This is a genomic window from Enterobacter cloacae complex sp. P16RS2 (genome assembly GCF_014982155.1).
Taxonomy (GTDB): domain Bacteria; phylum Pseudomonadota; class Gammaproteobacteria; order Enterobacterales; family Enterobacteriaceae; genus Enterobacter; species Enterobacter cloacae_M.
In genome coordinates, this window is sequence record NZ_JADCKW010000044.1 from 1 (window position 1) to 24,772 (window position 24,772).

General features: G+C 52.1%; 22 protein-coding genes, 1 tRNA gene and 2 pseudogenes. 18 read left to right on the forward strand and 7 right to left on the reverse strand.

Going from position 1 to position 24,772, the window contains the following annotated elements; all coding sequences use genetic code 11:
* A pseudogene (locus INF68_RS21270) lies at positions 1 to 443 on the reverse strand (transposase); the annotation flags it as partial.
* A gap of 261 nt (positions 444 to 704) precedes the next feature.
* On the opposite strand from INF68_RS21270, the gene INF68_RS21275 reads away from it, so the two are divergent.
* Genes INF68_RS21275 through INF68_RS21300 form a run of 6 tightly spaced genes read left to right on the forward strand, consistent with a single transcriptional unit; the run spans position 705 to position 6,630 of the window.
* On the forward strand, positions 705 to 1,415 hold the full coding sequence (locus tag INF68_RS21275) for a molecular chaperone (protein ID WP_193525418.1): 711 nt from the start codon (positions 705 to 707) through the stop codon (positions 1,413 to 1,415).
* Between the two features lie 9 nt (positions 1,416 to 1,424).
* Positions 1,425 to 3,869: a fimbria/pilus outer membrane usher protein gene (locus INF68_RS21280; RefSeq protein ID WP_193525419.1), complete on the forward strand. Its 2,445-nt coding sequence runs from the start codon at positions 1,425 to 1,427 to the stop codon at positions 3,867 to 3,869.
* A complete protein-coding gene (locus INF68_RS21285) occupies positions 3,866 to 4,828 on the forward strand; it encodes a fimbrial protein (RefSeq protein ID WP_193525420.1) in 963 nt (320 codons plus the stop codon). The genes INF68_RS21280 and INF68_RS21285 overlap by 4 nt, the downstream gene beginning before the upstream one ends.
* Positions 4,829 to 4,844: 16 nt before the next feature.
* Positions 4,845 to 5,447 carry a fimbrial protein gene (locus tag INF68_RS21290; protein ID WP_193525421.1) on the forward strand — a complete coding sequence of 201 codons (603 nt, stop codon included), beginning with the start codon at positions 4,845 to 4,847 and terminating at the stop codon, positions 5,445 to 5,447.
* A gap of 58 nt (positions 5,448 to 5,505) precedes the next feature.
* Positions 5,506 to 6,048 (forward strand): fimbrial protein, encoded by a 543-nt coding sequence (locus INF68_RS21295; RefSeq protein ID WP_227412935.1) that lies wholly within the window; start codon positions 5,506 to 5,508, stop codon positions 6,046 to 6,048.
* Positions 6,049 to 6,078: 30 nt separating this feature from the next.
* Positions 6,079 to 6,630 carry a fimbrial protein gene (locus tag INF68_RS21300; RefSeq protein ID WP_193525422.1) on the forward strand — a complete coding sequence of 184 codons (552 nt, stop codon included), beginning with the start codon at positions 6,079 to 6,081 and terminating at the stop codon, positions 6,628 to 6,630.
* A 568-nt stretch (positions 6,631 to 7,198) separates the two neighbouring features.
* Here INF68_RS21300 and INF68_RS23345 read toward each other — a convergent pair.
* The 3 genes and pseudogenes from INF68_RS23345 to INF68_RS21310 form a co-directional block, all read right to left on the reverse strand.
* A pseudogene (locus INF68_RS23345) lies at positions 7,199 to 7,336 on the reverse strand (hypothetical protein); the annotation flags it as partial.
* A 93-nt stretch (positions 7,337 to 7,429) separates the two neighbouring features.
* A tRNA-Arg gene (locus tag INF68_RS21305) sits at positions 7,430 to 7,504 on the reverse strand.
* A gap of 75 nt (positions 7,505 to 7,579) precedes the next feature.
* Complete coding sequence (locus tag INF68_RS21310) at positions 7,580 to 8,509, reverse strand: formate/nitrite transporter family protein (RefSeq protein ID WP_029740160.1); 930 nt, start codon at positions 8,507 to 8,509, stop codon at positions 7,580 to 7,582.
* A 315-nt stretch (positions 8,510 to 8,824) separates the two neighbouring features.
* Between INF68_RS21310 and mlaA the strand changes: the two genes are divergently transcribed.
* A complete protein-coding gene (gene mlaA, locus INF68_RS21315) occupies positions 8,825 to 9,577 on the forward strand; it encodes a phospholipid-binding lipoprotein MlaA (protein WP_023312585.1) in 753 nt (250 codons plus the stop codon).
* 44 nt (positions 9,578 to 9,621) lie between these two features.
* On the opposite strand, the gene fadL is transcribed toward mlaA, so the two are convergent.
* Positions 9,622 to 10,944 carry a long-chain fatty acid transporter FadL gene (gene fadL, locus INF68_RS21320; protein ID WP_032659239.1) on the reverse strand — a complete coding sequence of 441 codons (1,323 nt, stop codon included), beginning with the start codon at positions 10,942 to 10,944 and terminating at the stop codon, positions 9,622 to 9,624.
* Between the two features lie 372 nt (positions 10,945 to 11,316).
* Here fadL and INF68_RS21325 point away from each other — a divergent pair, with 372 nt between their 5' ends.
* From INF68_RS21325 to sixA, 4 genes are all read left to right on the forward strand, one after another.
* Positions 11,317 to 11,601, forward strand: a complete 285-nt coding sequence (locus INF68_RS21325; RefSeq protein ID WP_023312583.1) for a YfcZ/YiiS family protein — start codon at positions 11,317 to 11,319, stop codon at positions 11,599 to 11,601.
* 236 nt (positions 11,602 to 11,837) lie between these two features.
* A complete protein-coding gene (gene fadI, locus INF68_RS21330) occupies positions 11,838 to 13,148 on the forward strand; it encodes an acetyl-CoA C-acyltransferase FadI (RefSeq protein ID WP_109846059.1) in 1,311 nt (436 codons plus the stop codon).
* Positions 13,148 to 15,295 carry a fatty acid oxidation complex subunit alpha FadJ gene (fadJ, locus tag INF68_RS21335; protein ID WP_193525423.1) on the forward strand — a complete coding sequence of 716 codons (2,148 nt, stop codon included), beginning with the start codon at positions 13,148 to 13,150 and terminating at the stop codon, positions 15,293 to 15,295. Before fadI ends, fadJ begins: the two co-directional genes overlap by 1 nt.
* Positions 15,296 to 15,504: 209 nt before the next feature.
* A complete protein-coding gene (gene sixA / locus INF68_RS21340) occupies positions 15,505 to 15,990 on the forward strand; it encodes a phosphohistidine phosphatase SixA (protein ID WP_032659231.1) in 486 nt (161 codons plus the stop codon).
* Between the two features lie 45 nt (positions 15,991 to 16,035).
* Here sixA and smrB read toward each other — a convergent pair whose 3' ends face one another.
* Positions 16,036 to 16,587, reverse strand: a complete 552-nt coding sequence (gene smrB / locus INF68_RS21345) for an endonuclease SmrB (RefSeq protein WP_033146105.1) — start codon at positions 16,585 to 16,587, stop codon at positions 16,036 to 16,038.
* Positions 16,588 to 16,732: 145 nt separating this feature from the next.
* Here smrB and prmB point away from each other — a divergent pair, with 145 nt between their 5' ends.
* From prmB to INF68_RS21375, 6 genes are read left to right on the forward strand one after another with little or no spacing between them, the layout of a single operon-like run.
* Positions 16,733 to 17,665, forward strand: coding sequence for a 50S ribosomal protein L3 N(5)-glutamine methyltransferase (gene prmB, locus INF68_RS21350; RefSeq protein WP_008502612.1), 933 nt, complete (start codon positions 16,733 to 16,735; stop codon positions 17,663 to 17,665).
* Between the two features lie 60 nt (positions 17,666 to 17,725).
* Positions 17,726 to 18,811 (forward strand): chorismate synthase, encoded by a 1,086-nt coding sequence (aroC, locus tag INF68_RS21355; RefSeq protein ID WP_029742149.1) that lies wholly within the window; start codon positions 17,726 to 17,728, stop codon positions 18,809 to 18,811.
* Positions 18,812 to 18,813: 2 nt separating this feature from the next.
* Positions 18,814 to 19,638 (forward strand): penicillin-insensitive murein endopeptidase, encoded by an 825-nt coding sequence (gene mepA, locus INF68_RS21360; RefSeq protein ID WP_024908935.1) that lies wholly within the window; start codon positions 18,814 to 18,816, stop codon positions 19,636 to 19,638.
* Complete coding sequence (locus INF68_RS21365) at positions 19,638 to 20,447, forward strand: sulfite exporter TauE/SafE family protein (RefSeq protein WP_045354340.1); 810 nt, start codon at positions 19,638 to 19,640, stop codon at positions 20,445 to 20,447. Before mepA ends, INF68_RS21365 begins: the two co-directional genes overlap by 1 nt.
* Positions 20,447 to 20,992: an elongation factor P hydroxylase gene (locus INF68_RS21370; RefSeq protein ID WP_109846063.1), complete on the forward strand. Its 546-nt coding sequence runs from the start codon at positions 20,447 to 20,449 to the stop codon at positions 20,990 to 20,992. The genes INF68_RS21365 and INF68_RS21370 overlap by 1 nt, the downstream gene beginning before the upstream one ends.
* Positions 20,993 to 21,005: 13 nt before the next feature.
* Entirely contained in the window at positions 21,006 to 21,281 is a 276-nt protein-coding gene (locus tag INF68_RS21375; protein WP_032659220.1) for a YfcL family protein, read from the forward strand.
* 97 nt (positions 21,282 to 21,378) lie between these two features.
* Here INF68_RS21375 and mnmC read toward each other — a convergent pair whose 3' ends face one another.
* Positions 21,379 to 23,376 carry a bifunctional tRNA (5-methylaminomethyl-2-thiouridine)(34)-methyltransferase MnmD/FAD-dependent 5-carboxymethylaminomethyl-2-thiouridine(34) oxidoreductase MnmC gene (gene mnmC, locus INF68_RS21380; RefSeq protein ID WP_193525424.1) on the reverse strand — a complete coding sequence of 666 codons (1,998 nt, stop codon included), beginning with the start codon at positions 23,374 to 23,376 and terminating at the stop codon, positions 21,379 to 21,381.
* Between the two features lie 158 nt (positions 23,377 to 23,534).
* Between mnmC and fabB the strand changes: the two genes are divergently transcribed.
* Positions 23,535 to 24,752 carry a beta-ketoacyl-ACP synthase I gene (gene fabB / locus INF68_RS21385; protein WP_047652586.1) on the forward strand — a complete coding sequence of 406 codons (1,218 nt, stop codon included), beginning with the start codon at positions 23,535 to 23,537 and terminating at the stop codon, positions 24,750 to 24,752.
* Positions 24,753 to 24,772 lie beyond the last annotated feature (20 nt).

The window sequence follows — 24,772 nt, forward strand, 5'->3', positions numbered from 1 at the left end:
TGAGTCACGGATAAGCGTTAGCAGGCGCTGGTTATCTTTATCGCGTGCCGAGACCGGGTTATGCAGTCACGCGTAGAACCCGGCCCGGTCGACATTCAATACCCGACACATTGTCATCACACCCCATACAGTGCGGTGCTCATTGATAAAGCGGTACTTCAGTCGGGCTCCCTTGCAAAGTACCGCGCGGCCTTTTTCAGGATATCCCGTTCTTCTTCGGTGCGTTTTAGCTGCGCCCGGAGTTTCAGGATCTCGCTTTTGGCTTCCAGTAAATCCCGGGCATGCTGTTCGCTGTTATCAGGTTTGATAGCCCGTTGCCACTTGTAGAGGCTGTGTGCAGACACGCCCAGGCGGTCAGATACTTCGGCAACGGAATAACCGCGTTCCGTTATTTGACGGACGGCTTCTTCCTTAAATTCAGGTGTAAATCGTGGTGTGCCCATACGCTCCTCCTATGCTCAAACTATAGGGCAGGATCGTCTACCGGGGTGGGGTCAGTCCAACTATAGGGCAGGATCGTCTACCGGGGCGGGGTCAGTCCAAGTGATGAATATTTTCATGGTGAATAGAATGATCTCCTGTTGCCTGAAAATAAAGCATCTTCAATAATCGCGGGCATAGAAGTCTAAAAAGAGACTCTTAAACATTTTGAATCTATAAAATCGTCCTTAAGATGAGCGCATGTTTTACTAAGGATGGCATGTATGAAAAAGGGAATCGGATTTATATCGGCGGTATCATTTCTGTTTTGTTTAAATGCTAATGCATCGTTGACATTAAGCGCCGATCGTCTGGTCTACAATGCAAAGTCTGATGAAGCTTCTGTTACTATTCATAATAGCGAAAGTCGTGGTTATCTTATTCAGTCATGGCTTGATACAGGCGACAGTACCAAAAAAACAGGTAATATTCCTTTTGTCGTTACTCCACCTCTTTTCAAATTAGCTCCGGGCACGGATAATCTTATCCGTATCGTTTATCTTGGCTCAGGATTGCCAGCCGATCGTGAAAGTTTGCTCTGGCTTGATGTAAAAGGGATCCCCGGTTTAAACGAAGAAGAGTCTAAAGCAAGTAGCCGCATGGTTGTCGCCATTAACAACCGAATTAAATTTTTCTATCGTCCGGCAAATCTAAAAGGCGAACCGGGAGAGGCTGCTAAAAATTTGACCTGGAGTAATGAAGGCCAGGTTGTTTCAGTAACGAACAATTCTCCCTACTACGCCGTTTTGAGTAAAATTGTCGTGGATAAAGAAGCAATTCCGGTATCTGTCGATACCAATAATACTGTTATCCCTCCATTTGGTAAAAAAACGTATAAATTAAAACATTCCTTGCCGCAAATAAGCGATGTTGAATGGCAGTCAATAAACGATTTTGGGTTGGAGTCAAAACCATATAAGTACAGCATGCATTAATGGTGACTCATGAGTACCATTAAATCTTCTGCGAAGATGGTTGCGCTGTTTTTTTTATTTAGTCGAGTGGTTGTATCAAAAGAATATTTTGACCCAATGTTGCTACAGTCGATAGATGGCAAACAAACAATAACAGATACCAGTATGTTTTCTACCGGTGGGCAGCCACCGGGAGTTTATCGGGTTAATGTTAAAGTTAACGAACAGACGGTTTTAAATACCAGCCTGGAATTTAAGCAAAACGACACTGATGAATTAGTGCCATGCATGTCGTTTGATTTATATAAAAAATTAGGACTGGATATGGAAAAACTGACAGCTAACGCGAAGGATAACGCTAAGAATTCATCATGTACGCCGATTGAATCTCAGTTTCCAGATGTTAAGGCAACGTTTAATTTTTCTAACCTTGAGCTTAATATTGCTGTTCCACAATCTATGCTGGATGAGCAATATGATGTTGTACCTGTAGAGGAATGGGATGACGGCGTACCCGCTATTCTCAGTAATTATCAACTTTCTGGTCAAAAATATATTGGCGGAAATACGAATAGTAGCGATAGTGTGTTCCTCAATCTACAAAATGGAATTAACATTGGGCGCTGGCGGTTACGAAATAATTCGACTGTTTCAGAAGAAGGTACTCAGAATTTAAGCACGTATATCGAAACTGCGATTAGTGAGATCAAAGGTGAACTCACCGTTGGCGACTCGAATACGTCCGGCGAGATTTTTGACAGTTATAGTTTAAGAGGAATACAGATCGCTTCGGATGATGATATGCGCGCTGACCAGCTTACCGGTTTTGCGCCGCTTATTCATGGGATAGCTAAAAGTAATGCTGTCGTCAAAATCCAGCAGAATGGGCATACTATTTATCAGCGGAATGTGCCTGCGGGGCCTTTTACCATCAACGATCTTTCTTCTGTATCGGATGGTGGAAAACTGGATGTGATCGTTACAGAAGCGGACGGTTCGGAAACACATACTACCGTCTCTTATGCCAATGTTCCGCAATTGCTCAGAACAGGGCAGGTAGAATACAACGTCGCGTTGGGAAAGGCACAGTCCAGTTCAGCCAATGCGCAAGATAAAGATATTATTCAGTCATCGCTTTCGGTTGGCTTGCCTCTTGATACGACTTTGTATGGCGGGATCCAATATCAAAATAAATTCAGTGCTGTCGATGCCGGGTTGGGGGTTAATCTCCATAGCAATGGCGGTATTGCGATTGATATGATGAAAAACGAAAGCCATTTTAAGAGTCGCGATCATAGTGGAAAAATGATCCGCATGGCATACCGCAATTACCTGGATGCGACGAATACACAGATTGAACTGGACCAACGATTTTATCAGGACCAGTTTATCTCTTTTAGCGACTGGTCTTCCGAGAATTATGATTCATTCTCTTCACAGAAAAAGAACGAGTACAATCTGAATATCAATCAGAGTGTGGATGATAAAAATAACTTCTTTATTACCTTAAACAGGTCAGAAAATAAAGATGACTCTGTTTCACGTTCCTGGATGTTGGGATGGAATAGTTCATGGAAATATATAAGTTACTCAATTAATTATAGTATGAGCAAAGATAGTAGTAATCCTGAATGGGACAAACAATTGTCTTTGAATTTATCAGTTCCCTTTTTTGATTTGTTTCCAAAGACTCATCCTGTTTTGAACTACACTGCCACAAGTGGGTTAAAAGGTGATTTAAGCAATCAGTTAGGGATGACCGGAACAATTAACGGCGATTCTAATTTAAACTGGAATACGCAGGTTAGCTATGCATCTCAACCTGGGCAAACGGATACCACATCTGGATCTGCGGGGATTGATTATCAGGGAAGCCGTGGTGATATGAATGTTACCTACAACGCTGACAGGAATAATTATATTTCGTGGAACGCATCAGGGAGTATAGTGGGTCATCGACATGGTATTACGTTTGGTCGAACTATTTCAGGAAGCGCGGCAATAGTGGCGGTACCTGGAATAGACTCTGTACCACTCTCCGGTGGTTATAATATCACCACCGATCGGTTTGGTTATGCTATTTATCCGGACTTACGCCCTTACCATCGTAATACCGTTAACGTTGATGTTCAGAATGATGACCGCAAACTTGATTTTGACACGACATCAAAAAATGTTGTTCCGACAAAGGATGCTATCATCTGGGCTCCATTTAAAGCTATTAACGGTCATAAAGCCGTGTTTAATGTTATATATAACCAAGAACCATTACAATTTGGTATTCGTGCGAAAGTGGATGGCGATGATAAGACCTATTATATTGGTGATAATGGGCAGCTTTACGTAAACGTTGAAAATGACTCTGGAAATATTAAATTTTATCTGGATGATGGGCTGACATGTAATGCGTCCTACGATTTTCCGCCTACTAACGACCGGACGAAAATACTTGTTAAGCAACTGGAGTGCAGATGATGAAAAACGCGACTATTTTATTTTGTGCATTTATATTTTTTTCTCGTTTTTCGTTTGGCAGCGAATGCCGCTATCAGCCAGAGGGCGGGTTAACAACTATCCCGATCTCGTTTCGCATTCCTGATGATATTCAATCTAAATCTATCGGGACAGTATTGTTTAGAAAAGAGGCTACGCTGACGGAATTAACCGGAAAAAGTAAGGATTTAACAAGCGATTGCATTGCCAAAGCAAGTCAGGTTTTTACCGGTCGTTTACCTGATGTTAAATCAGGAAATAATGTATTTAAGACACGTGTCGATGGTGTTGGTATCAGAATAACGGTTGTTTTTTCGAAGAAAGGTGTTGTTCATAAAGAGCTCTTCATACCATTTGCGATTTCTCTTGGGCAGTATGCAAATAAACAGATTAAGACGGATGATATTAGTATCAGGCTTGAACTTGTTAAAATAGGTAATGTTGAAACACAGGGTGTTGAAACGTTCAATATTCCTGATTTACTGACATTAAATGACGGATCTTTCATTGCCGGTTTGGCAGTAAAAATCGCGCCAGCCAGCCCGCATTGCGCTATAAAAATGAACGCGCCGCAGGTCGTTCTCACGGCAGTGAAAACCAGTCAGTTTAAAAATAGCCCGGCCAGTCCGCCACAGCCTGTTGAAATAGGTGTTGAGTGTATCAATACCACTCATGCCAGTATCAGTATCGAAGGAATGTCTAAAATAGACTCCGGTTGGGTATTAGAGAATTTACTGAAAGAGAAGGCATCCTCTGGCGTTGGTATTGAGCTTTTATACGATGGAAAAACGATTATACCACATCAGATTATTGACATCGGCCTTTCAAAGGAGAACCAGTCAAAATCTTTACCTTTTACGGCGCGATATTTAAAGATTGCTGATGAAGTTAAAGCTGGTGAAGTAAAAACTCAATTTACACTACGGCTTGATTATTTATGACAATACGGAAGAACACTTGGAAAGTATTCTTCGCTTATTATCAATTAAGAAGGAATTTAAAGTGAAAAAGTCAATTATTGGGATGTTTGTATCTGCAATGTTTGTTATGGGTACGGCGCACGCTGCTGATACATCTGCAGTTGTAAGTATCACCGGTACTGTGGTTCAGGACATTGATGACGCTTGTACGGTTGTTCCGTCTACTAACGTGATCAATTTAACCAGCGATATTAATGTTCTGCCTACGCAGGGTAATAATGCGACCAGTTCTGTTCCGGGATCACAGACTCTCAGTCTGACCGTTACTGGTGCTGGGAACTGCTTAGATAAAGTCGCTGAGGGGCACATTTCCTACAAATTTGTAGGACAAGCTGATGCTTCCTTAGGTACCGTGCTTGCAAATACTGCAACAGGTGATAATGCTGCTCAGAATATCGGTGTGGGTATTTATGATCAGGCACTTCATACTGTTGCTGTCAATTCTACCCTCATCCCGGCTAAGAAAGATGAAGCCACGACTGTAACGCTTCAACTGGTGAAACTGGCTGGCTCAGAAGATATGGTTTACAAGGCAGGTGCTGTTGACGCCGGCGTAACTATTGAAATTGAGCGTTTGTAATAATGAGCGCCCCCTCGGGGGCGTTTTCATTGGTTATTGTATTAACAAGGTAGTGACTATGAAAAAGATTATTCTTGCTATCGGCCTTTCATCATTAGGCTTGATGAATGCCTATGCACAAGATTCGACTGATATATCTGTTTCAGGTTATATTTCTGACACAGCAGGCGCTTGTGCGGTACAAATTGATAAATCTTCAATTCAGCTTTACGCGGATCCCGCACATATTAACAAGCAGGCTGAACAAAAGCTGAACTATTACAGCCCGGATGGTGTAGTCAATATTACCGTTGACGGTGATGAAGGTTGTCATAACACCTTAAAGTCAGGCCGTATCTACCTGAAATTTACAGGTGTTGCGGATAATGCCGATGGCACCGTACTGGCTAATACAGCGGAAGGTGAAAATGCTGCAAAAGGCGTAGGTGTAGGCATTTTCTCTGGTAGCTACAGTAATATCATGTTTCACGTAAATCAATCTATCATGCCGGTTTACGATAAGCCGACGAGTGTGAATTTAGGAGTTGTACAATTAAGCAACCAGAGCGTTGTCCCTGGAGATGTACAGACCTCAATGACTGTTAACATTGAGCGTTTATAACTTAACCTTCAAGGAAAACTGGGAACTATTATGAATAAAATTATTAAAGGAATTGTTATTCCTGCACTATTAGTATCAGGTTCAGCCATGGCAGTGGGATCAACAACCGATAACTCGGCTTATGTTTCAATAACCGGCTCGGTATCAGATTCTTCTGCGGCAGAATGTACAGTGACTTCTTCAGTTCATACTGTAAGTATTCATAGTGATATTTCTAATATGATTGAGGCTGGGGATAATGCAACTAATATGAGCTTTGTACCTATTCAGGTCTCAGGCGATATTGGATGCCGGCAGCTTATTGATCAAGGCAGAATCGGATATAAAATTACAGGGATTGCAGACGAATCTGACGCAACTGTCCTGAAAAACGCCGATTCAACCGATACTCATGCTGGCGGAATCGGCATTGGCCTCTTTTCTCTCGATCAAAGTCCTTATGAGCTTGGCAAAACGGTGGTCGTGACCAGCGAGAATATGTCAAAGACCGGTATTGGCTTCCAGGCTGTTAAATTGCCGGGACAAACCGTCACCAGCGGCTCCTTATTGGGCAATGTGACCGTTGAAATTGAACGTCTCTAACTGCTGTTAATTAATAAACAATGGGGTTTATACCCGTAATAGTTCAGGTTGCATGGGCGTTGGCTGCACTCGTTCACTCCAGTCACTTACTTATGTAAGCGCCTGGGATTAATGTGAGACATCCTGTCTCTTACCGAATGCCAGCCTGCTGCTGGTCAAATTCGTTCCCGACGAATTTGTCACTTTTTTGCCGCCTTACCGCAACGCGTATTATTTAGGGTGTACATACCCCATTGTTATTCCTTCCAAGTTTATACGATGTGCCTGCCGAGGAAAACGTGCTGTTCGGCCACCATGTTGTGACGATTGCCGGGCAGACAAAGCCTTCAGTCCGAATGACAGGGTGAGTGTTCTGACGATTGCCAATAAGTTCCAGATGATGATCGGCAGCGGCGCTCTTCCTCTTTATCAAATCAACGCTCACCTTGCTGAAAGAAAATGAGCCGTCGGCGAAAGAAACGCTGTAGGAGCCGAGGCCGGAAAATGCGCATGAGATAGTGGTATATACTGTTGCTGGCGCTTGCGCACGTGAGGCCGGAAAGCATACACGCGATCAGGTGTTTAGGTTTTATTTCACCATCCCGGCTTTGGAGGAGCGGCAGCCGGCAAACAACATCAGGAGTCCGTTAATCTGTTTGAGGCGTGAAAGTTCATCGGCATCCATTCCCAGCTCCTGAACGATCTTTTCATCGCTCCACCCCAGTAAAGTGGTTGATGGGGATGGATGAAGGTTATTGACAATAAGGAAGGGGAGAAATTCGTAATTGGCAGATTTTAAAGGATAGTATTAGCATCGGTATGGTGTCCCCTGCAGGAATCGAACCTGCAACTAGCCCTTAGGAGGGGCTCGTTATATCCATTTAACTAAGGGGACGAGGCGGCACGAGTATAGCCTTATTTACACTTTGCGTTAAGCGCATCGCCGCCTGACTGCTCAAAGAGTCACCATTCAGGTCGATTTTTTTGTCGATTTATCATCATTTTCCCGTGCCTTAAGCTCAGCTTTGCGTTTGTTCGACATGTCGTTACGAATTTGGGCATGGCTTAACAGCGCGAAGATAAACGTTCCGCCGCAAATGTTTCCCGCCAGCGTCGGAAGGGCAAACGGCCAGAAGAAATCGCTCCAGTGAAGCGTACCGTTAAAGACCAGATAGAGGATTTCAACGGTACCGACCACAATATGCGTGGTGTCCGCCAGCGCAATTAGCCAGGTCATCAATATGATCACCACAATTTTGGCGCTTCCCGCTGAAGGAAACATCCAGACCATCGTGGCGATAATCCAGCCAGAAATGATGGCGTTTGAGAACATCTCGACCGGCGTGTTTTTCATCACGTCCATGCCGATTTTCACAAACGCATCCCGGGTGGGTTCATCAAAGATCGGCATATATTCAAACGCCCATGCCGCGATGCCCGTGCCAATGATATTACCCAGCAGGACCACGCTCCAGAGCCGCATCAATAAACCGAAATTACCGAGTGTGGGGTTTTGCATCACCGGCAGAACGGCGGTCACCGTGTTTTCGGTAAACAGCTGCTGGCGGGCCATGATGACAATAATAAAGCCGAAGGTATAGCCGAGGTTTTCCAGTAAAAATCCACCGGGCACGCCTTCCAGCTGCACATGAAATATCCCTTTCGCAAGAAGAGATGCGCCCATTGATAGCCCGGCAGCGATGGCTGACCAGAAGAGGGCCATCGCGTCGCGCTCCATCTCTTTTTCACCATCCTGGCGTATATGCTCGTGGATGGCCATTGCGCGGGAGGGGAGGCGATCTTCATCAATTTCTATCTTCTCGCCGCGCGCCTTCTCCTCGCTTTCAATTTCAAGCTCCTCAGTGCTCTCGCCAATTTTTTCTTCGCCTACATCTTTCATATCTGCTCCCGGAGGTTGATCTTTCTGTTAAGCGTAGCGGCTTTTGTCGGGATGCCTGTGGGGATGCTCTTAATTTGGCTGCAATGACAACAAAGGTGATACATCTCTTTCAAAGACATTATAAAATTGCCAGCGAAACGAATTCCAAAAGCCAGGCTATGCTGAGATCAGAGTCACGGTGGTTACTGCCCGTAATTGTGCTCATAGACATCGGTAAACGTGCTGTTACAATCACTTGCACGTTTACAGACGGAGCGTCAACGGCTCCGTTACGGATGGCAATCAACGATAGCCATACTGAACAGGGAGATATTTATGAAACTTCGGCTGTCGGCGCTTGCGCTTGGCGCGACGATGCTTGTGGGCTGCGCCAGCTCCGGGGAGCAAACGGGACGCTCCGATCCTCTCGAAGGATTTAACCGCTCAATGTATAGCTTCAACTACAACGTACTGGACCCGTATGTGGTTCGTCCGGTGGCAGTAGCATGGCGCGATTATGTTCCACAACCCGCGCGTAACGGGTTAAGTAACTTTACCAGCAACCTCGAAGAGCCTGCGGTCATGGTGAACTACTTCCTGCAGGGCGACCCCTATCAGGGGATGGTCCACTTTACCCGCTTCTTCCTGAACTCCATTCTGGGGATGGGTGGCTTTATTGATGTTGCAGGTATGGCTAACCAGAAGCTGCAGCGTGAACAGCCGCACCGTTTCGGCAGTACGATGGGACACTATGGCGTCGGGTATGGTCCGTACGTGCATTTACCGTTCTACGGTAGTTTCACCCTCCGTGATGATGGCGGCGATATGGTGGATACGCTGTATCCGGTCCTGTCGTGGCTGACCTGGCCGCTGTCGGTGGGTAAATGGACGGTGGAAGGGATTGAAACTCGCGCGCAACTGCTCGACTCTGATGGTCTGCTGCGCCAGTCTTCTGATCCGTACATTATGGTGCGCGAAGCGTACTTCCAGAATCATGACTTTATTGCCAACGGCGGCAAGCTGAAGCCTGAAGAGAATCCAAACGCGAAAGCGATCGAAAACGAACTAAAAGATATCGATTCGGAGTAAATAAAAAAGGTGAGCAATGCTCACCTTTTTTGATTCCAGCGCGATTAGAACGCGTAGTTGAAGTTCATGCCGTACAGCCAGGCTTTACCTTCGGAAGAGAACTCATACGGACCTTCCTTGAAGTTAACTTTTTGACCGTGCATATAAGATATGCCCGCATCAATAGAAGCATCCTTGTTGAATGCATAGGTCGCACCAGCGCTCAGCCAGAAGCGGTCCTGATCGGGAATCGAGATAGAGCGTTTGTCTGCTGGTACCGGACTATCATCGAAGGCAATACCGGTGCGGAATGTCCAGTTGTCATCCATATAGTAGGTTGTCCCCAGCGCGATGCGGTAAGCATCACGGAAGCTCTCATCTTTATAGAAGAGCGTGTCGCCGTTGCTATTGGTCGCCTTCAGCTCCTGGAACTGGCTCCAGCTGGTGTAGGTCAGGCTATAGTGAACTGCCCACTGTGGCGCCACTTTGTTATAACCTGACAATTCCCACATTTCTGGTAAGTGCAGGCTCAGAGAGCCGCCAGTGGTTTGTCCATTGGTTCCCATCGGAAGACCGAAGTTGCCGAGGATCTGGTTATAAGCAGAAGGGAGGCTGCTTTTATAATCTCCATCAAAATCGATTTTTACTTCTGAACGGTAGGTAAAGCCGTAACGGTTGTTTTTATCGAGTTCATAAAGGATACCGGCGTTCCAGCCAAAGCCCCACTCATCGCCCTTCAGATAAGCGATCTGAGTATCTGCTGGGATTCCAGCCACACGCTGTGCCAGGGCTGGTGGAAGTGCGCCTGAGCCAGCGACGACTTTGCCCAGGTCGCCCGCGTAACGTTCGATCTTCGCTTTAGCATACACAGCGTCAAAGCCAACGCCGAAACTCCAGTGATTATCCAGACGGTAAGCACCGCTCAGGTTCAGGTTCAGGGTTTCGAGGTCGGTTTTACCGCCAAACGCCCCAGCTGCATAGTCGTTATTGAACTCGGTTGCTAAACCGTAGTTAGAGGTCACGGATGCGCCCCAGCCGAACTGGTCGTTAATTGGCGCCACGAAGTGCATGTTTGGAACCCATGCCGTTGGGGCAATGTTATCCGACTTCAGATCGGCACCTGTCGGAGAACGGCCCGAGATATCAACACCTGGATCGACAAAAATTGCACCGGCAGAGAAAGTCGGACGATCGAACATCATGATCAACGCGGGGTTACGACTCGCGTTACCCGCATCATCAGCAATGGCGCCTTCCCCTGAATACGCGCGGCCAAGGCCAGAGGAAGAAAATTCGTTTAACTGAAAGCCCGCTGACCAGGCGGAAGTGGAGACGAGTGCCACTGCGACTGCCAGCGCAGTCTTGTTGAACAGGGTTTTCTGGCTCATGACCATAACCTCATTGAGTTATTTTTATTCAATAATTGTTACATACCGTAACAGGAGCGCGAAGTGTAGGGTCTGAGGTATGACAGACAAATCAGACCAGTGGCCAGAGTATAGGTCCGACCAGCCTGAATGTTGCAAGTTTGTTTATTAATATTTTCAAACATGTTTCGTGAAACGAGATCTGCTTGGCAAAATTGTGACCATCGCGACTCACCCAAAAGGGTGGTTTTTGTTTTAGATCATTTTTTAGTGTGATATTGGTCACTTAACCGGTTTTGCGCCATTAACGGCTGGAGAGAGCCCGCGCCGGGGCGTAAAATATCAGCATCGTGTTTATCTCGCGCTCTGCGCGAATACAGAGGAAATTGAGCTATGAGTAAATGCAGTGCTGATGAAACCCCGGTTTGCTGCTGTATGGATGTTGGGACCATCATGGACAACTCCGATTGCACCGCGTCTTACAGCCGCGTGTTCACTACCCGCGCTGAAGCGGAAGAGACCCTGACCGCGCTGAGCAAGCGTGCGCGTGACGTTGAATCCGATCCGTGTGAAATCAAGTCAACCTTTACCGAAGTGGAAGGCGGCGTGAAGCTGGACATTGACTTTGTTTTCGCCTGCGAAGCGGAAACGCTGATTTTCCAGCTGGGCCTGCGTTAATTTCTGCGGTCGGATCCCTCTCCCTAACACTCTGCCACGGGAGAGGGCTCAAACATCAAAAACGGTAACCTCAGGGTTACCGTTTTGCTTTTATCACGCCGGCATTTTCTTTTTCTTCTCTGTGTTTTAGCTCGCACTTTTTCGTTTCCCCGATTGGCTGAATGTAAAAAAATGGTTAAGACTATTATCAGGTCAGACCACTTTATGTTGGCGAAAATTTTTTACAGGGGAGTGTTATGAGTCAGGCATTACCGCTTATTACCCGTCAGGGCGATCGCATTGCCATAGTCAGTGGATTGCGCACGCCGTTTGCGCGGCAGGCAACGGCGTTTCATGGCATACCGGCCGTTGACCTGGGCAAAATGGTAGTGGGGGAGATGCTGGCTCGCAGCGAAATTCCGCCGGAGGTCATCGAACAGCTGGTCTTCGGTCAGGTCGTGCAGATGCCTGAAGCCCCCAATATTGCGCGTGAAATCGTCCTCGGTACCGGGATGAACGTGCATACCGATGCCTACAGCGTCAGTCGCGCCTGCGCGACCAGCTTCCAGGCCGTGGCTAACGTCGCTGAAAGCCTGATGGCGGGTACGATTCGCGCCGGGATCGCGGGTGGAGCGGATTCCTCTTCGGTGCTGCCGATTGGCGTGAGTAAAAAGCTGGCGCGCATCCTGGTGGATGTCAATAAAGCCCGCACGACGGGTCAGAAACTCAAGCTCTTCTCGCGTTTACGCCTGCGCGACCTCATGCCCGTGCCGCCTGCCGTAGCGGAATATTCTACTGGCCTGCGCATGGGCGATACCGCCGAGCAGATGGCAAAGACGTACGGCATTACGCGTGAACAACAGGATGCCCTGGCACATCGCTCGCATCAGCTTGCGGCAAAAGCCTGGTCGGAAGGCAAGCTAACCGACGAGGTCATGACCGCCTATATTCCCCCCTACCGTGAACCGCTTGTGGAAGATAACAATATTCGCGGCACCTCAACGCTGGCGGATTACGCCAAACTGCGCCCGGCGTTTGACCGCAAGCACGGCACGGTGACGGCGGCGAACAGTACGCCGCTGACGGATGGCGCCGCCGCCGTGATCCTGATGACCGAATCCCGCGCGAAGGAGCTGGGCATCACTCCCCTGGGCTATTTACGCAGCTATGCCTTCACCGCCATTGATGTCTGGCAGGACATGCTGTTAGGTCCGGCGTGGTCCACGCCGCTGGCGCTGGAGCGCGCGGGGCTGACGCTGGCTGATTTAACCCTGATTGATATGCACGAAGCGTTTGCCGCGCAAACCTTGGCAAACGTACAGCTGCTGGCAAGCGAGCGTTTCGCGCGCGATGTGCTGGGCCGCGCCCATGCCACGGGCGAAGTGGATCAGAGTAAATTCAACGTGCTGGGCGGCTCTATCGCCTACGGTCATCCGTTTGCCGCCACAGGGGCGAGGATGATCACGCAAACATTACATGAACTCCGTCGCCGCGGCGGCGGGTTTGGCCTCGTTACCGCCTGTGCGGCGGGTGGCCTTGGCGCAGCAATGGTTCTGGAGGCTGAATAATGGATATGCCATCTGCATTTAATCTAACGGTTCGCCTCGATAACGTGGCCGTTATCACTATTGATGTGCCTGATGAAAAGATGAATACCCTGAAGGCCGAATTTGGTGTTCAGGTGCGCGCGATGCTAAAGCAGATCCGCGACAACAAAGCGATTCGTGGTCTGGTCTTTATCTCTGCCAAGCCGGATAACTTTATCGCCGGCGCGGATATCAACATGATCGCCCGGGCGCAAAGCGCTCTGGAAGCCGAAGAGTTGGCGCGTCAGGGCCAGCAGGTGATGGCGGAGATCGGCGGCCTGCCGATCCCGGTCATTGCCGCAATCCACGGCGCCTGTCTGGGCGGTGGGCTTGAGCTGGCGCTGGCCTGTCACAGCCGAATTTGCACCGACGATGCGAAAACGATTCTGGGCCTGCCGGAAGTGCAGCTGGGCCTGCTGCCTGGCTCCGGCGGAACGCAACGGTTGCCGCGCCTGGTGGGCGTTAGCACGGCACTGGAGATGATCTTAACCGGTAAACAGCTGCGTGCCCGTCAGGCGCTGAAAGCCGGTCTGGTCGATGACGTCGTGCCGCAGTCCATTTTGCTGGAGGCCGCCGTTGAGCTTGCGCTGAAAGGGCGTCAGGCAAAACGTCCTCTGCCGGTACGCGAGCGCGTGCTGGCCGGCCCGCTGGGAAGAACGCTCCTGTTCAACATGGTGGGCAAAAAGACCGAACAAAAAACCAAAGGCAATTACCCGGCGGCAAAGCGGATCCTGGAAGTGATCGAAACCGGGCTGTCGCAGGGCAGCAGCAGCGGCTATGCAGCGGAGGCCAAAGCCTTCGGCGAACTGGCGATGACGCCACAGTCACAGGCGCTGCGCAGCATCTTCTTCGCCAGCACGGAAGTGAAAAAAGATCCGGGCAGCGAGGCGCAGCCTGCGCCGCTGCGTGCCATTGGCGTACTGGGTGGGGGGCTCATGGGTGGCGGAATCTCTTTTGTTACCGCCAGCAAAGGCAAATTGCCTGTACGAATTAAAGACATTAATCCTAAGGGGATCAACCACGCGCTGCAGTACAGCTGGCAGAACCTTGATCAAAAGGTCAAGCGCCGCCATATCAAGGCAAGCGAGCGTGATAAAACCCTGGCGATGATATCCGGTACGACGGATTACAGCGGTTTTGCGCACCGCGATCTTGTGATTGAAGCCGTGTTTGAAGATCTGGCGCTTAAACAACAGATGGTGGCAGACGTTGAGCAACATTGCGCCCCGCACACCATTTTTGCCTCTAACACGTCGTCATTACCGATTGGCGATATCGCGGCGAAAGCCGTGCGTCCGGAGCAGGTGATCGGACTGCACTTCTTTAGCCCGGTAGAAAAAATGCCGCTGGTGGAGGTTATTCCTCACGCGACTACCAGTCCGCAAACTGTTGCCACCGTGGTGAAGCTGGCGAAAAAACAGGGCAAAACCCCGATTGTGGTAGCGGACAAAGCTGGCTTCTACGTCAACCGCATACTGGCGCCCTACATTAATGAAGCCATGCGGTTGCTGACGGAAGGGGAGAAGATTGAGCACATCGACGAGGCGCTGGTAAAGTTTGGTTTCCCCGTTGGCCCAATCCAACTTTTGGATGAGGTGGGAATAGACACCGGCACTAAAATTATACCAGTGCTGGAGGCCGCATATGGCGATCGTTTTAGCCCACCAGCAAACATTGTTTCTGCGATTTTGAAGGACGATCGCAAAGGTAGAAAAAATGAACGCGGTTTCTATCTTTACGGCGCGAAAGGGCGTAAAAGCAGGAAACAGGTCGACCCTTCGGTATATGGACTCATTTCGACCACAGGTCAGGGAAAACTGTCCGCCGTTCAGTGCGCTGAGCGCTGCGTGATGATGATGCTCAATGAAGCGGCGCGCTGCTTTGATGAGCAGGTGATCAAGAGTGCACGCGATGGCGACATCGGCGCGGTATTTGGCATTGGTTTCCCGCCGTTCCTTGGCGGCCCGTTCCGTTACATGGATACGCTCGGCGCGGGTGAAGTGGTTGCAATCCTGCAACGTCTGGCTTCGCAATATGGCCCCCGGTTTACGCCGTGTGACGAATTATTGCAGATGGCGGAACGCGGCCAGACATTTTGGCCTGCAAGGGAAACTGTCCTCGTAAGCTGAGGTCAAAGAAGGGTAAATCCTGAAGTGAATGGACCTGTTCTGGCGATTTTGTAAACAGAGATTGACTATACTTACGCCATTGAGGTAAAAAACAGCGTTTCATTCACCGAATGGATCAGGCACAATGCCCGGCCATCGGGTTTTCTACCTCACAGCATTTATCGCGGGTAGTTAACGCCGGTGATTCTGGTTAACAAAAGCGGTGCAATATGCAAGTTTTTATCATGCGTCACGGCGACGCGGCACTCGATGCCGCCAGTGACTCAGTACGTCCTTTGACCGTCTGTGGCTGCGACGAATCTCGTCTGATGGCGACCTGGCTTAACGGTCAAAAAGTGGACATCGAACGCGTTCTGGTGAGTCCGTTCCTGCGTGCAGAACAGACGCTGGATGTGGTAGGGGAGTGTATGAACCTGCCGACCAGTGTGGATGTTCTCCCTGAACTCACCCCGTGTGGCGATGTAGGCCTTGTCAGCGCTTATCTTCAGGCGCTGTGCAATGAAGGTGTCGCTTCCGCGCTGGTCATTTCCCACCTGCCACTGGTTGGCTATCTGGTATCTGAGCTGTGCCCGGGCGAAACCCCGCCGATGTTCACGACATCCGCCATTGCCAATGTTTCTCTCGACGAAACGGGCAAAGGTGTCTTCAACTGGCAAATGAGTCCGTGCAACCTGAAGATGGCAAAAGCGATCTGACGTGACGTGCGATATGGCGGGTGCAATGTGCTTCCCGCCATTCTGTCAGGGCAACTCTGGCGGCTGCCACTCTTCCACTTCAATCAACACCAGCAACGCGGCATCTCCGCCGTACTCTTTCGGTGCCTGATGAAAAGCCATTACGTGTGGGTGCTGAGCCAGCCACAGCGGCGTCTGTTGTTTAAGGATATGTTTACCGTGGCCGTGCATCACGCAGGCGCAAAAAACATGTTCACGGCGACAGGCGGCGATCAATGCCCCCAGCTCCTGTTTCGCCTGCATCTGCGTTAAACCGTGCAGATCGAGAAACAGCTCCGGCGAATAATCTCCGCGGCGTAATTTTTTCAGTTCAAAATGGCTGACGTCTTCGCGTACGTACTTCACAGCCCCTTGCGTGTTGAGCAGCGGCTGAAATTCATCTGAAAAATAGTGGCTGTTATCCGCCTGCTCCTGCAGAAGACGCTTGACCGGTACTTCGCTGATTTTTTTACGCAGCGGGCGATGGACAATCGTGTCCTGCGTGATTTTACGCGTCCCGGTCATCAGCTGACGGAAGAGCGCCTGATCCTCCTCGCTAAGCGATGTTTTCTTTTTCATTCGTCATTCTCATCTCGTATTTCCGACAGTGTACCCGACTAAACGCATTTTTTAACCTCAAGCGCGACGTGTCATTGCTGATTTATCGCCGTCTTCATGGCAAACTAGCCGCCGAAAATTATGCGAGCATGCCCTGGAGGAAAGAGTGGATAAAATATTTGTCGATGAAGCAGTAAACGAGCTGCATACCATACAGGACATGTTGCGCTGGTCGGTTAGCCGCTTCAGCGCCGCCAATATCTGGTACGGTCACGGTACCGATAACCCGTGGGATGAAGCCGTGCAGCTGGTGCTGCCGTCTCTCTACCTGCCGCTGGATATTCCGGAAGACATGCGCACCGCGCGCCTGACCTCCAGCGAAAAACACCGCATCGTTGAGCGTGTGATCCGCCGCGTGAACGAGCGCATTCCGGTCGCCTACCTGACCAACAAAGCCTGGTTCTGCGGTCACGAGTTCTATGTCGATGAACGCGTACTGGTGCCGCGCTCGCCGATTGGCGAGCTGATTAACAACCACTTTGAAGGCTTGATTGGCCATCAGCCGCAGCACATTCTCGATATGTGTACCGGCAGCGGCTGCATCGCGATTGCCTGCGCGTACGCCTTCCCGGAAGCGGAAGTAGACGCGGTAGATATTTCCACCGACGCGCTGGCCGTGACCGAGCATAACATCGAAGAGCATGGGCTCATCCATCACGTTACGCCAATTCGCTCCGACCTGTTCCGCGATCTGCCGACGCTGCAGTACGATCTGATCGTTACCAACCCGCCGTACGTCGATGCGGAAGACATGTCCGATCTGCCGAACGAATACCGTCACGAGCCGGAGCTCGGTCTGGCGTCAGGCTCTGACGGCCTGAAGCTGACGCGCCGCATTCTGGCCTGCGCGCCGGATTACCTGACCGACGACGGCGTTCTGATTTGTGAAGTGGGCAACAGCATGGTACATCTGATAGAGCAGTACCCGGATGTGCCGTTCACCTGGCTTGAGTTCGACAACGGCGGTGACGGCGTCTTTATGCTGACCAAAGCGCAGCTGCTCGACGCGCGCGAACACTTCAGCATCTATAAAGATTAATCCAGCGGGCTTCGGCCCGTTTCACAACGCTCAAACACAAACAACAACATCGGAGCCGTGATGGCAGGAAACAGTATTGGACAGTTATTCCGCGTGACCACCTTTGGCGAGTCACACGGGCTGGCGCTGGGCTGTATCGTTGATGGCGTACCGCCAGGCATCGAACTGACCGAAGCCGATTTACAGCACGACCTCGACCGTCGTCGCCCGGGCACCTCTCGCTACACCACGCAGCGTCGCGAGCCGGACCAGGTCAAAATTCTCTCCGGCGTCTTTGAAGGCCGCACCACCGGGACCAGCATCGGTCTGCTGATCGAAAACACCGATCAGCGTTCTCAGGACTACGGCGCCATCAAAGACGTCTTCCGTCCGGGCCACGCCGACTACACCTACGAACAAAAGTACGGCTTCCGCGACTATCGCGGCGGCGGACGTTCTTCCGCGCGTGAAACCGCGATGCGCGTGGCGGCAGGGGCGATTGCTAAGAAATACCTGCAGCAGAAATTTGGCATCGTTATCCGCGGCTGTCTGACCCAGATGGGCGACATTCCGCTGGCGATCAAGGACTGGGACCAGGTCGAGCAAAACCCGTTCTTCTGCGCCGATGCCGACAAGCTTGAGGCGCTGGATGAACTGATGCGTGGCCTGAAAAAAGAGGGCGACTCCATTGGCGCGAAAGTGACCGTGGTGGCAGACGGCGTCCCGGCGGGCTGGGGCGAGCCGGTATTTGACCGTCTCGACGCCGACATTGCCCACGCGCTGATGAGCATCAACGCGGTGAAGGGCGTAGAGATTGGCGACGGCTTTGACGTGGTTCAGCTTCGCGGCAGCCAAAACCGCGATGAGATTACGAAAGCGGGCTTCCAGAGCAACCATGCGGGCGGCATCCTGGGCGGTATCAGCAGCGGGCAGCAGATTGTTGCCAACATCGCGCTGAAGCCAACTTCCAGCATTACCGTGCCGGGCCACACGATTAACCGCGATGGCGAAGAAGTTGAGATGATCACCAAAGGACGTCACGATCCGTGCGTGGGGATCCGCGCGGTGCCGATCGCAGAAGCGATGCTGGCGATCGTGCTGATGGATCACTTCCTGCGCCAGCGCGCGCAGAATGCGGATGTGACGACCACCATTCCACGCTGGTAAACATGAAAAAAACCGCAATTGCTCTGCTGGCGCTGCTTGCCAGTGGAGCCAGTCTGGCCGCGACGCCATGGCAAAAAATCACCCACCCGGTGGCGGGGAGCGCGCAGTCTATTGGCGCCTTTTCCAACGGCTGTATCGTCGGTGCCCAGGAGCTTCCTCTCCAGTCTGATACCTATCAGGTGATGCGCACCGATCAGCGACGTTATTTCGGCCACCCGGATCTGGTGCTGTTCATCCAGCGTCTGGGCAATCAGGTGCATAACCTGGGGCTGGGCACGATGCTGATTGGCGATATGGGAATGCCTGCCGGCGGCCGTTTTAACGGTGGGCACGCCAGCCACCAGACCGGACTGGATGTCGATATCTTCCTGCAGCTGCCGAAAACGCGCTGGACCTCCGCCCAACTGCTGAAACCGCAGGCGCTGGATCTGGTGGCGAGCGACGGTAAGCGCGTTGTGCCATCACTCTGGACGCGGGATGTTTCCAGCATGATCAAGCTGGCGGCTGAAGATAACGACGTCACGCGGATTTTCGTTAACCCGGCCATCAAGCAGCAGCTCTGCCTGGATGCCGGAACCGATCGCGACTGGCTGCGCAAAGTGCGCCCGTGGTTCCAGCATCGTGCGCACATGCACGTTCGTCTGCGCTGCCCGGCGAATAGCCTGGAATGTGAAGATCAGCCGCTACCTCCGCCAGGCGATGGCTGCGGTGCGGAACTGCAAAGCTGGTTTGAGCCGGCAAAACCTGGAACCTCTAAGCCTGAGAAGAAGACACCGCCTCCGTTGCCGCCTTCCTGCCAGGCGCTACTGGATGAGCATGTACTTTAATGGATAATTTCGTCGATCTGTTTATGGTGTCACCGCTGCTGCTGGTGGTGCTGTTCTTTGTGGCCATGCTGGCCGGTTTTATCGACGCGCTCGCGGGCGGCGGCGGGTTGTTAACCGTGCCCGCTCTGCTGGCGGCGGGCATGAGCCCGGCGCAGGCGCTTGCCACCAACAAGCTGCAGGCCTGCGGCGGCTCGCTCTCGGCGTCGCTCTATTTTATCCGCCGTAAGGTGGTGAGTCTGGCCGATCAGAAGCTCAATATCCTGATGACCTTTATCGGCTCCACATCGGGCGCGCTGCTGGTTCAGCACGTGCAGTCCGATATTTTGCGCCAGATCCTGCCGATTCTGGTCATCTGCATCGGGCTTTACTTCCTGCTGATGCCAAAGCTCGGTGAAGAAGACCGCCAGCGTCGCCTGTACGGCCTGCCGTTTGCCCTGGTTGCCGGGGGCAGCGTGGGTTTTTACGACGGTTTCTTCGGCCCGGGGGCGGGTTCATTTTATGCGTTGGCGTTCGTGACGCTGGCTGGGTTTAACCTCGCCAAATCCACCGCCCATGCCAAAGTGCTCAACGCGACCTCAAACGTCGGCGGCCTGCTGCTGTTTATCATCGGCGGCAAGGTTATCTGGGCCACCGGATTTGTGATGATGGCAGGGCAGTTCCTGGGCGCGCGCGCGGGCTCGCGTCTGGTGTTGAGCAAAGGACAAAAACTTATTCGCCCGATGATCGTCATCGTCTCGGCCGTAATGAGCGCCAAACTTCTTTATGACAGCCATGGACAGGAGATCCTCACCTGGTTGGGGATGCACTAATGAACAGTACGCATAAATACGAACAGCTGATTAAGATTTTCGACGGCTGTTTTGCTGACGATTTTAATACCCGTCTGATTAAAGGCGACGACGAACCGATCTATCTTCCTGCTGATGCAGAGATTCCGTATAACCGCATCGTCTTTGCCCACGGCTTTTACGCCAGCGGCTTGCACGAGATTTCGCACTGGTGCATTGCGGGTAAAGCGCGGCGCGAGCTTGTGGACTTCGGTTACTGGTACTGCCCGGACGGACGTGATGCCGCCACTCAGGGCCAGTTTGAAGATGTGGAAGTGAAGCCGCAGGCGCTGGAATGGCTATTCTGCGTCGCGGCGGGTTTCCCGTTCAACGTCAGCTGTGACAACCTCGAAGGCGACTTCGAGCCAGACCGTATTGTCTTCCAGCGCCGCGTTCACGCGCAGGTGATGGAATATCTTGAGAAAGGCATCCCCGAACGTCCGGCACGCCTGATCGAGGCCTTACAGAATTATTACCACACGCCGGTTATCACGGCGGAATGCTTCCCTTGGCCGGAAGATCTTTAACAGAGGAAAGAAGATGATCGCAGAATTTGAATCACGCATTCTGGCGTTAATTGATGACATGGTGGAACACGCCAGTGATGATGAGCTGTTCGCCAGCGGTTATCTGCGTGGTCACCTGACGCTCGCGGTAGCCGAGCTAGAAGCGGGGGACGATCACTCTGCCGACGCCGTTCACGCCGAAGTGGCCCGCAGTCTGGAGAAAGCCATTCAGGCCGGAGAGCTCTCGCCGCGCGATCAGTCTCTGGTGTTAGGCATGTGGGACACTTTGTTCCAGCAGGCTAAACGCTAAGTCATCGTATTTCGCCCGGTGGCGCTGCGCTTACCGGGCCTGTGAATATCCCCTCTCCCTGTGGGAGAGGGTTAGGGTGAGGGCACCAGACCGCACCCTACTTAACCTTCTTCCCCTTCAGCAGTTTCCGTACCCACAATCGATTCGGATTCAGCCCCGCAAGCGTAACCCTGTCCAGCGGAATCGGCTCGCCGCTCATTTGCGCGGCTAACACTTCTGCCAGCAGCGGTGCGGAACAGAGCCCGCGAGATCCTAATCCACCCAGCATAAACAGCTCCTGATACACCGGCGAGGCCGCCGCCGTTTCCTTGCGTTCAGCAAGATCCTGATAGGCCTCAAGCGTTGCCTCATAGTCCGGCACATTTCCAGCCATCGGCAGATGATCGCGGGTGGCGCAGCGCACGCCGCAGCGCGCGTCACCCTCGCTGACGTCAACCTCTTTCGCCCACGCCGCATCCGGGAAGCAGTCAATCAGGCGCTGGCGGTTCTGGGCCTGATCCGCTTCGCTGTAGCGCATATCCGTTTCGCCACGATGATAGCTGGCCCCGATGCAGTGGTGGTCGTTAGACGGATTTTGCGGCGTCAGATAGCCGTCATAGCACAGCACCTGACGCAGTTTGCTCAGTTCAGGCGCGGAAGGAATATGGCTTACCTGGCCGCCGACCGGATAAACCGGCAATGACTCTGTCTGGATAGACTGGCTGATGTTATGCCCGTTTGCCAGCACAACGCTGGCATGACTCGCCTCTTTGCCATCGGCAAAACGCAGATTCCAGCGTTCTGTCCGGCTCAACGATTCAACCTTGTGAGCATAATGCGCCGTCAGCCCGCGCGACTGCGCCAGGGCAATGACCGCCGCGGTCAGTTCAGCCGGGCACAGCCAGCCGCCGAGCGGATACTGAATGCCCCCACACCCGGTTTCCACGCCAGCGGTCTCTGCCACCTCTTGCGCACCTACCGCACGGGCAATCTCGTCAGGCAGACCCAGCGACAGCATCTGCGTGATTTTTTGCTGGCTTTTTTCATCCCAGCCGAGCTGCGTCACGCCGCACCAGTCATGGTCAAACGCCACCGGCAGGGCATCGTACAGGCGACGAGCGAAGGTAAATGCCGCCGGGAAAAACCGGAACAGGGCCGGGTCGTGCGCGCTTAAAAGCGGATAGAGCGCCCCCTGGCGGTTGCCGGACGCGCCGCTTGCTGGCGCGTCGTCAGCACAGTAGAGCGTGACCTGCCAGCCGCGGTGAAGAAGCGCGAGAGACAGCAGGGCGCTGGCGATCCCCCCGCCGACTATCGCCACCTCACGTGATGCGCTGGCGTGGCGCGCAAACCAGGGTGCACTGGCGGGGATATCCAGCGTCTGCTCCATTCTGCCGACCAGCATGTCGCGCTTGCGGCCAAAACCTTTGGTCTTCTGCATGGTAAAGCCCGCCTCCTGCAGTCCGCGGCGGACAAAGCCTGCCGAGGTGAAGGTGGCGAGCGTTGCGCCCGGGCGCGCCAGCCGCGCCATCGCGCTAAACAGATGCTGGCTCCACATGTCCGGGTTTTTGGCGGGGGCAAAGCCGTCAAGGAACCAGGCGTCCACCGTCTGGTTCATCGAATCATCGAGCGTATCGGTCAGGTCATTGATGTCGCCAAGCCATAAATCCAGCGTCACGCGTCCGCCGTCCAGAATCAGACGGTGGCAGCCGCCGATGTGGGGCGGCCACTGCGCCTGAAGCTGCTCCGCCCAGGCTGCAAGCTCTGGCCAGCGCTGATGAGCGAGCCGCAGATCGTGCGCGGTGAGCGGGAATTTTTCGAAACTGATGAAATGTAATCTTTGTAGCGTAGCCTCAGGGTGGGCAGCGTGAAACTGGTCAAACGCCTGCCAGAGGGTCAGAAAATTGAGCCCGGTGCCGAATCCGCTTTCCGCTACAACGAACAGGCTCCGCGGATGCTCCGGGAAGCGGGTGCTGAGCTGGTTTCCGTCGAGGAAAACATAGCGAGTTTCTTCGAGTCCGTTATCATTAGAAAAATAGACGTCATCAAAATCTCGGGAAACAGGTGTACCCTCAGCGTTGAATTCCAGGTTGGCGGGTTGTATAGCGTTTTGTTTCACGTAAGTTACTCGTCTGACAGGCAGTGGCACGATCTTAACGATGTGAGTCCATCGGTGCAAATTTCCGCAGAAAATGTCTGATCGGACTTGTTCGGCGTACAAGTGTACGCTATTGTGCGACTCGAAACTTACTATAGTGCGACTTACAGAGGTATTGAATGAAACGTGCAGTGATTACTGGCCTGGGCATTGTTTCCAGCATCGGTAATAACCAGCAGGAAGTCCTGGCATCTCTGCGTGAAGGACGCTCCGGGATCACTTTCTCTGAAGAGTTTAAAGATTCAGGTATGCGTAGCCACGTATGGGGTAACGTCAAACTGGACACCACCGGTTTGATTGACCGCAAAGTGGTTCGTTTCATGAACGATGCCTCTATTTATGCTTATCTCTCCATGCAGGAAGCGATCAAAGATTCCGGCCTGAGCGAAGAGGTTTATCAGAACAACCCGCGCGTGGGTCTGATCGCCGGTTCCGGTGGCTCATCAAAAGCGCAGGTATTCGGCGCTGACGCAATGCGAAGCCCGCGTGGTCTGAAAGCAGTAGGTCCGTACGTGGTAACCAAAGCTATGGGTTCTGCGGTTTCCGCGTGCCTGGCGACCCCATTCAAAATCCACGGTGTGAACTACTCCATCAGCTCCGCGTGTGCGACCTCCGCGCACTGCATCGGTAATGCTGTTGAGCAGATCCAGCTGGGTAAACAGGACATCGTATTTGCTGGCGGCGGCGAAGAGCTGGGCTGGGAAATGGCCTGTGAATTCGACGCGATGGGCGCACTGTCCACCAAATACAATGAAACCCCGGATAAAGCCTCCCGTACCTATGATGCGCACCGTGACGGTTTCGTTATCGCGGGCGGCGGCGGTATGGTTGTGGTTGAAGAGCTGGAGCATGCCCTGGCACGTGGCGCGCACATCTACGCTGAAATCGTGGGCTACGGTGCAACGTCTGACGGCGCCGACATGGTTGCGCCATCCGGCGAAGGCGCGGTGCGCTGCATGAAGATGGCGATGCACGGCGTTGACACCCCAATCGACTACCTGAACTCCCACGGTACCTCTACTCCGGTAGGCGACGTGAAAGAGCTGGGTGCGATCCGTGAAGTCTTCGGCGACAACAGCCCGGCAATCTCTGCGACCAAAGCCATGACCGGTCACTCTCTGGGTGCGGCTGGCGTGCAGGAAGCGATCTACTCTCTGCTGATGCTGGAAAACGGCTTTATCGCGCCAAGCATCAACATTGATGAGATGGACGAGCAGGCTGCAGGCCTGAACATCGTGACCAAACCAACGGACGCGACGCTGACTACCGTCATGTCAAACAGCTTCGGCTTCGGTGGCACCAACGCCACGCTGGTAATGCGTAAGCTGAAAGCATAAGTTTTACGTTTGAATCCGGA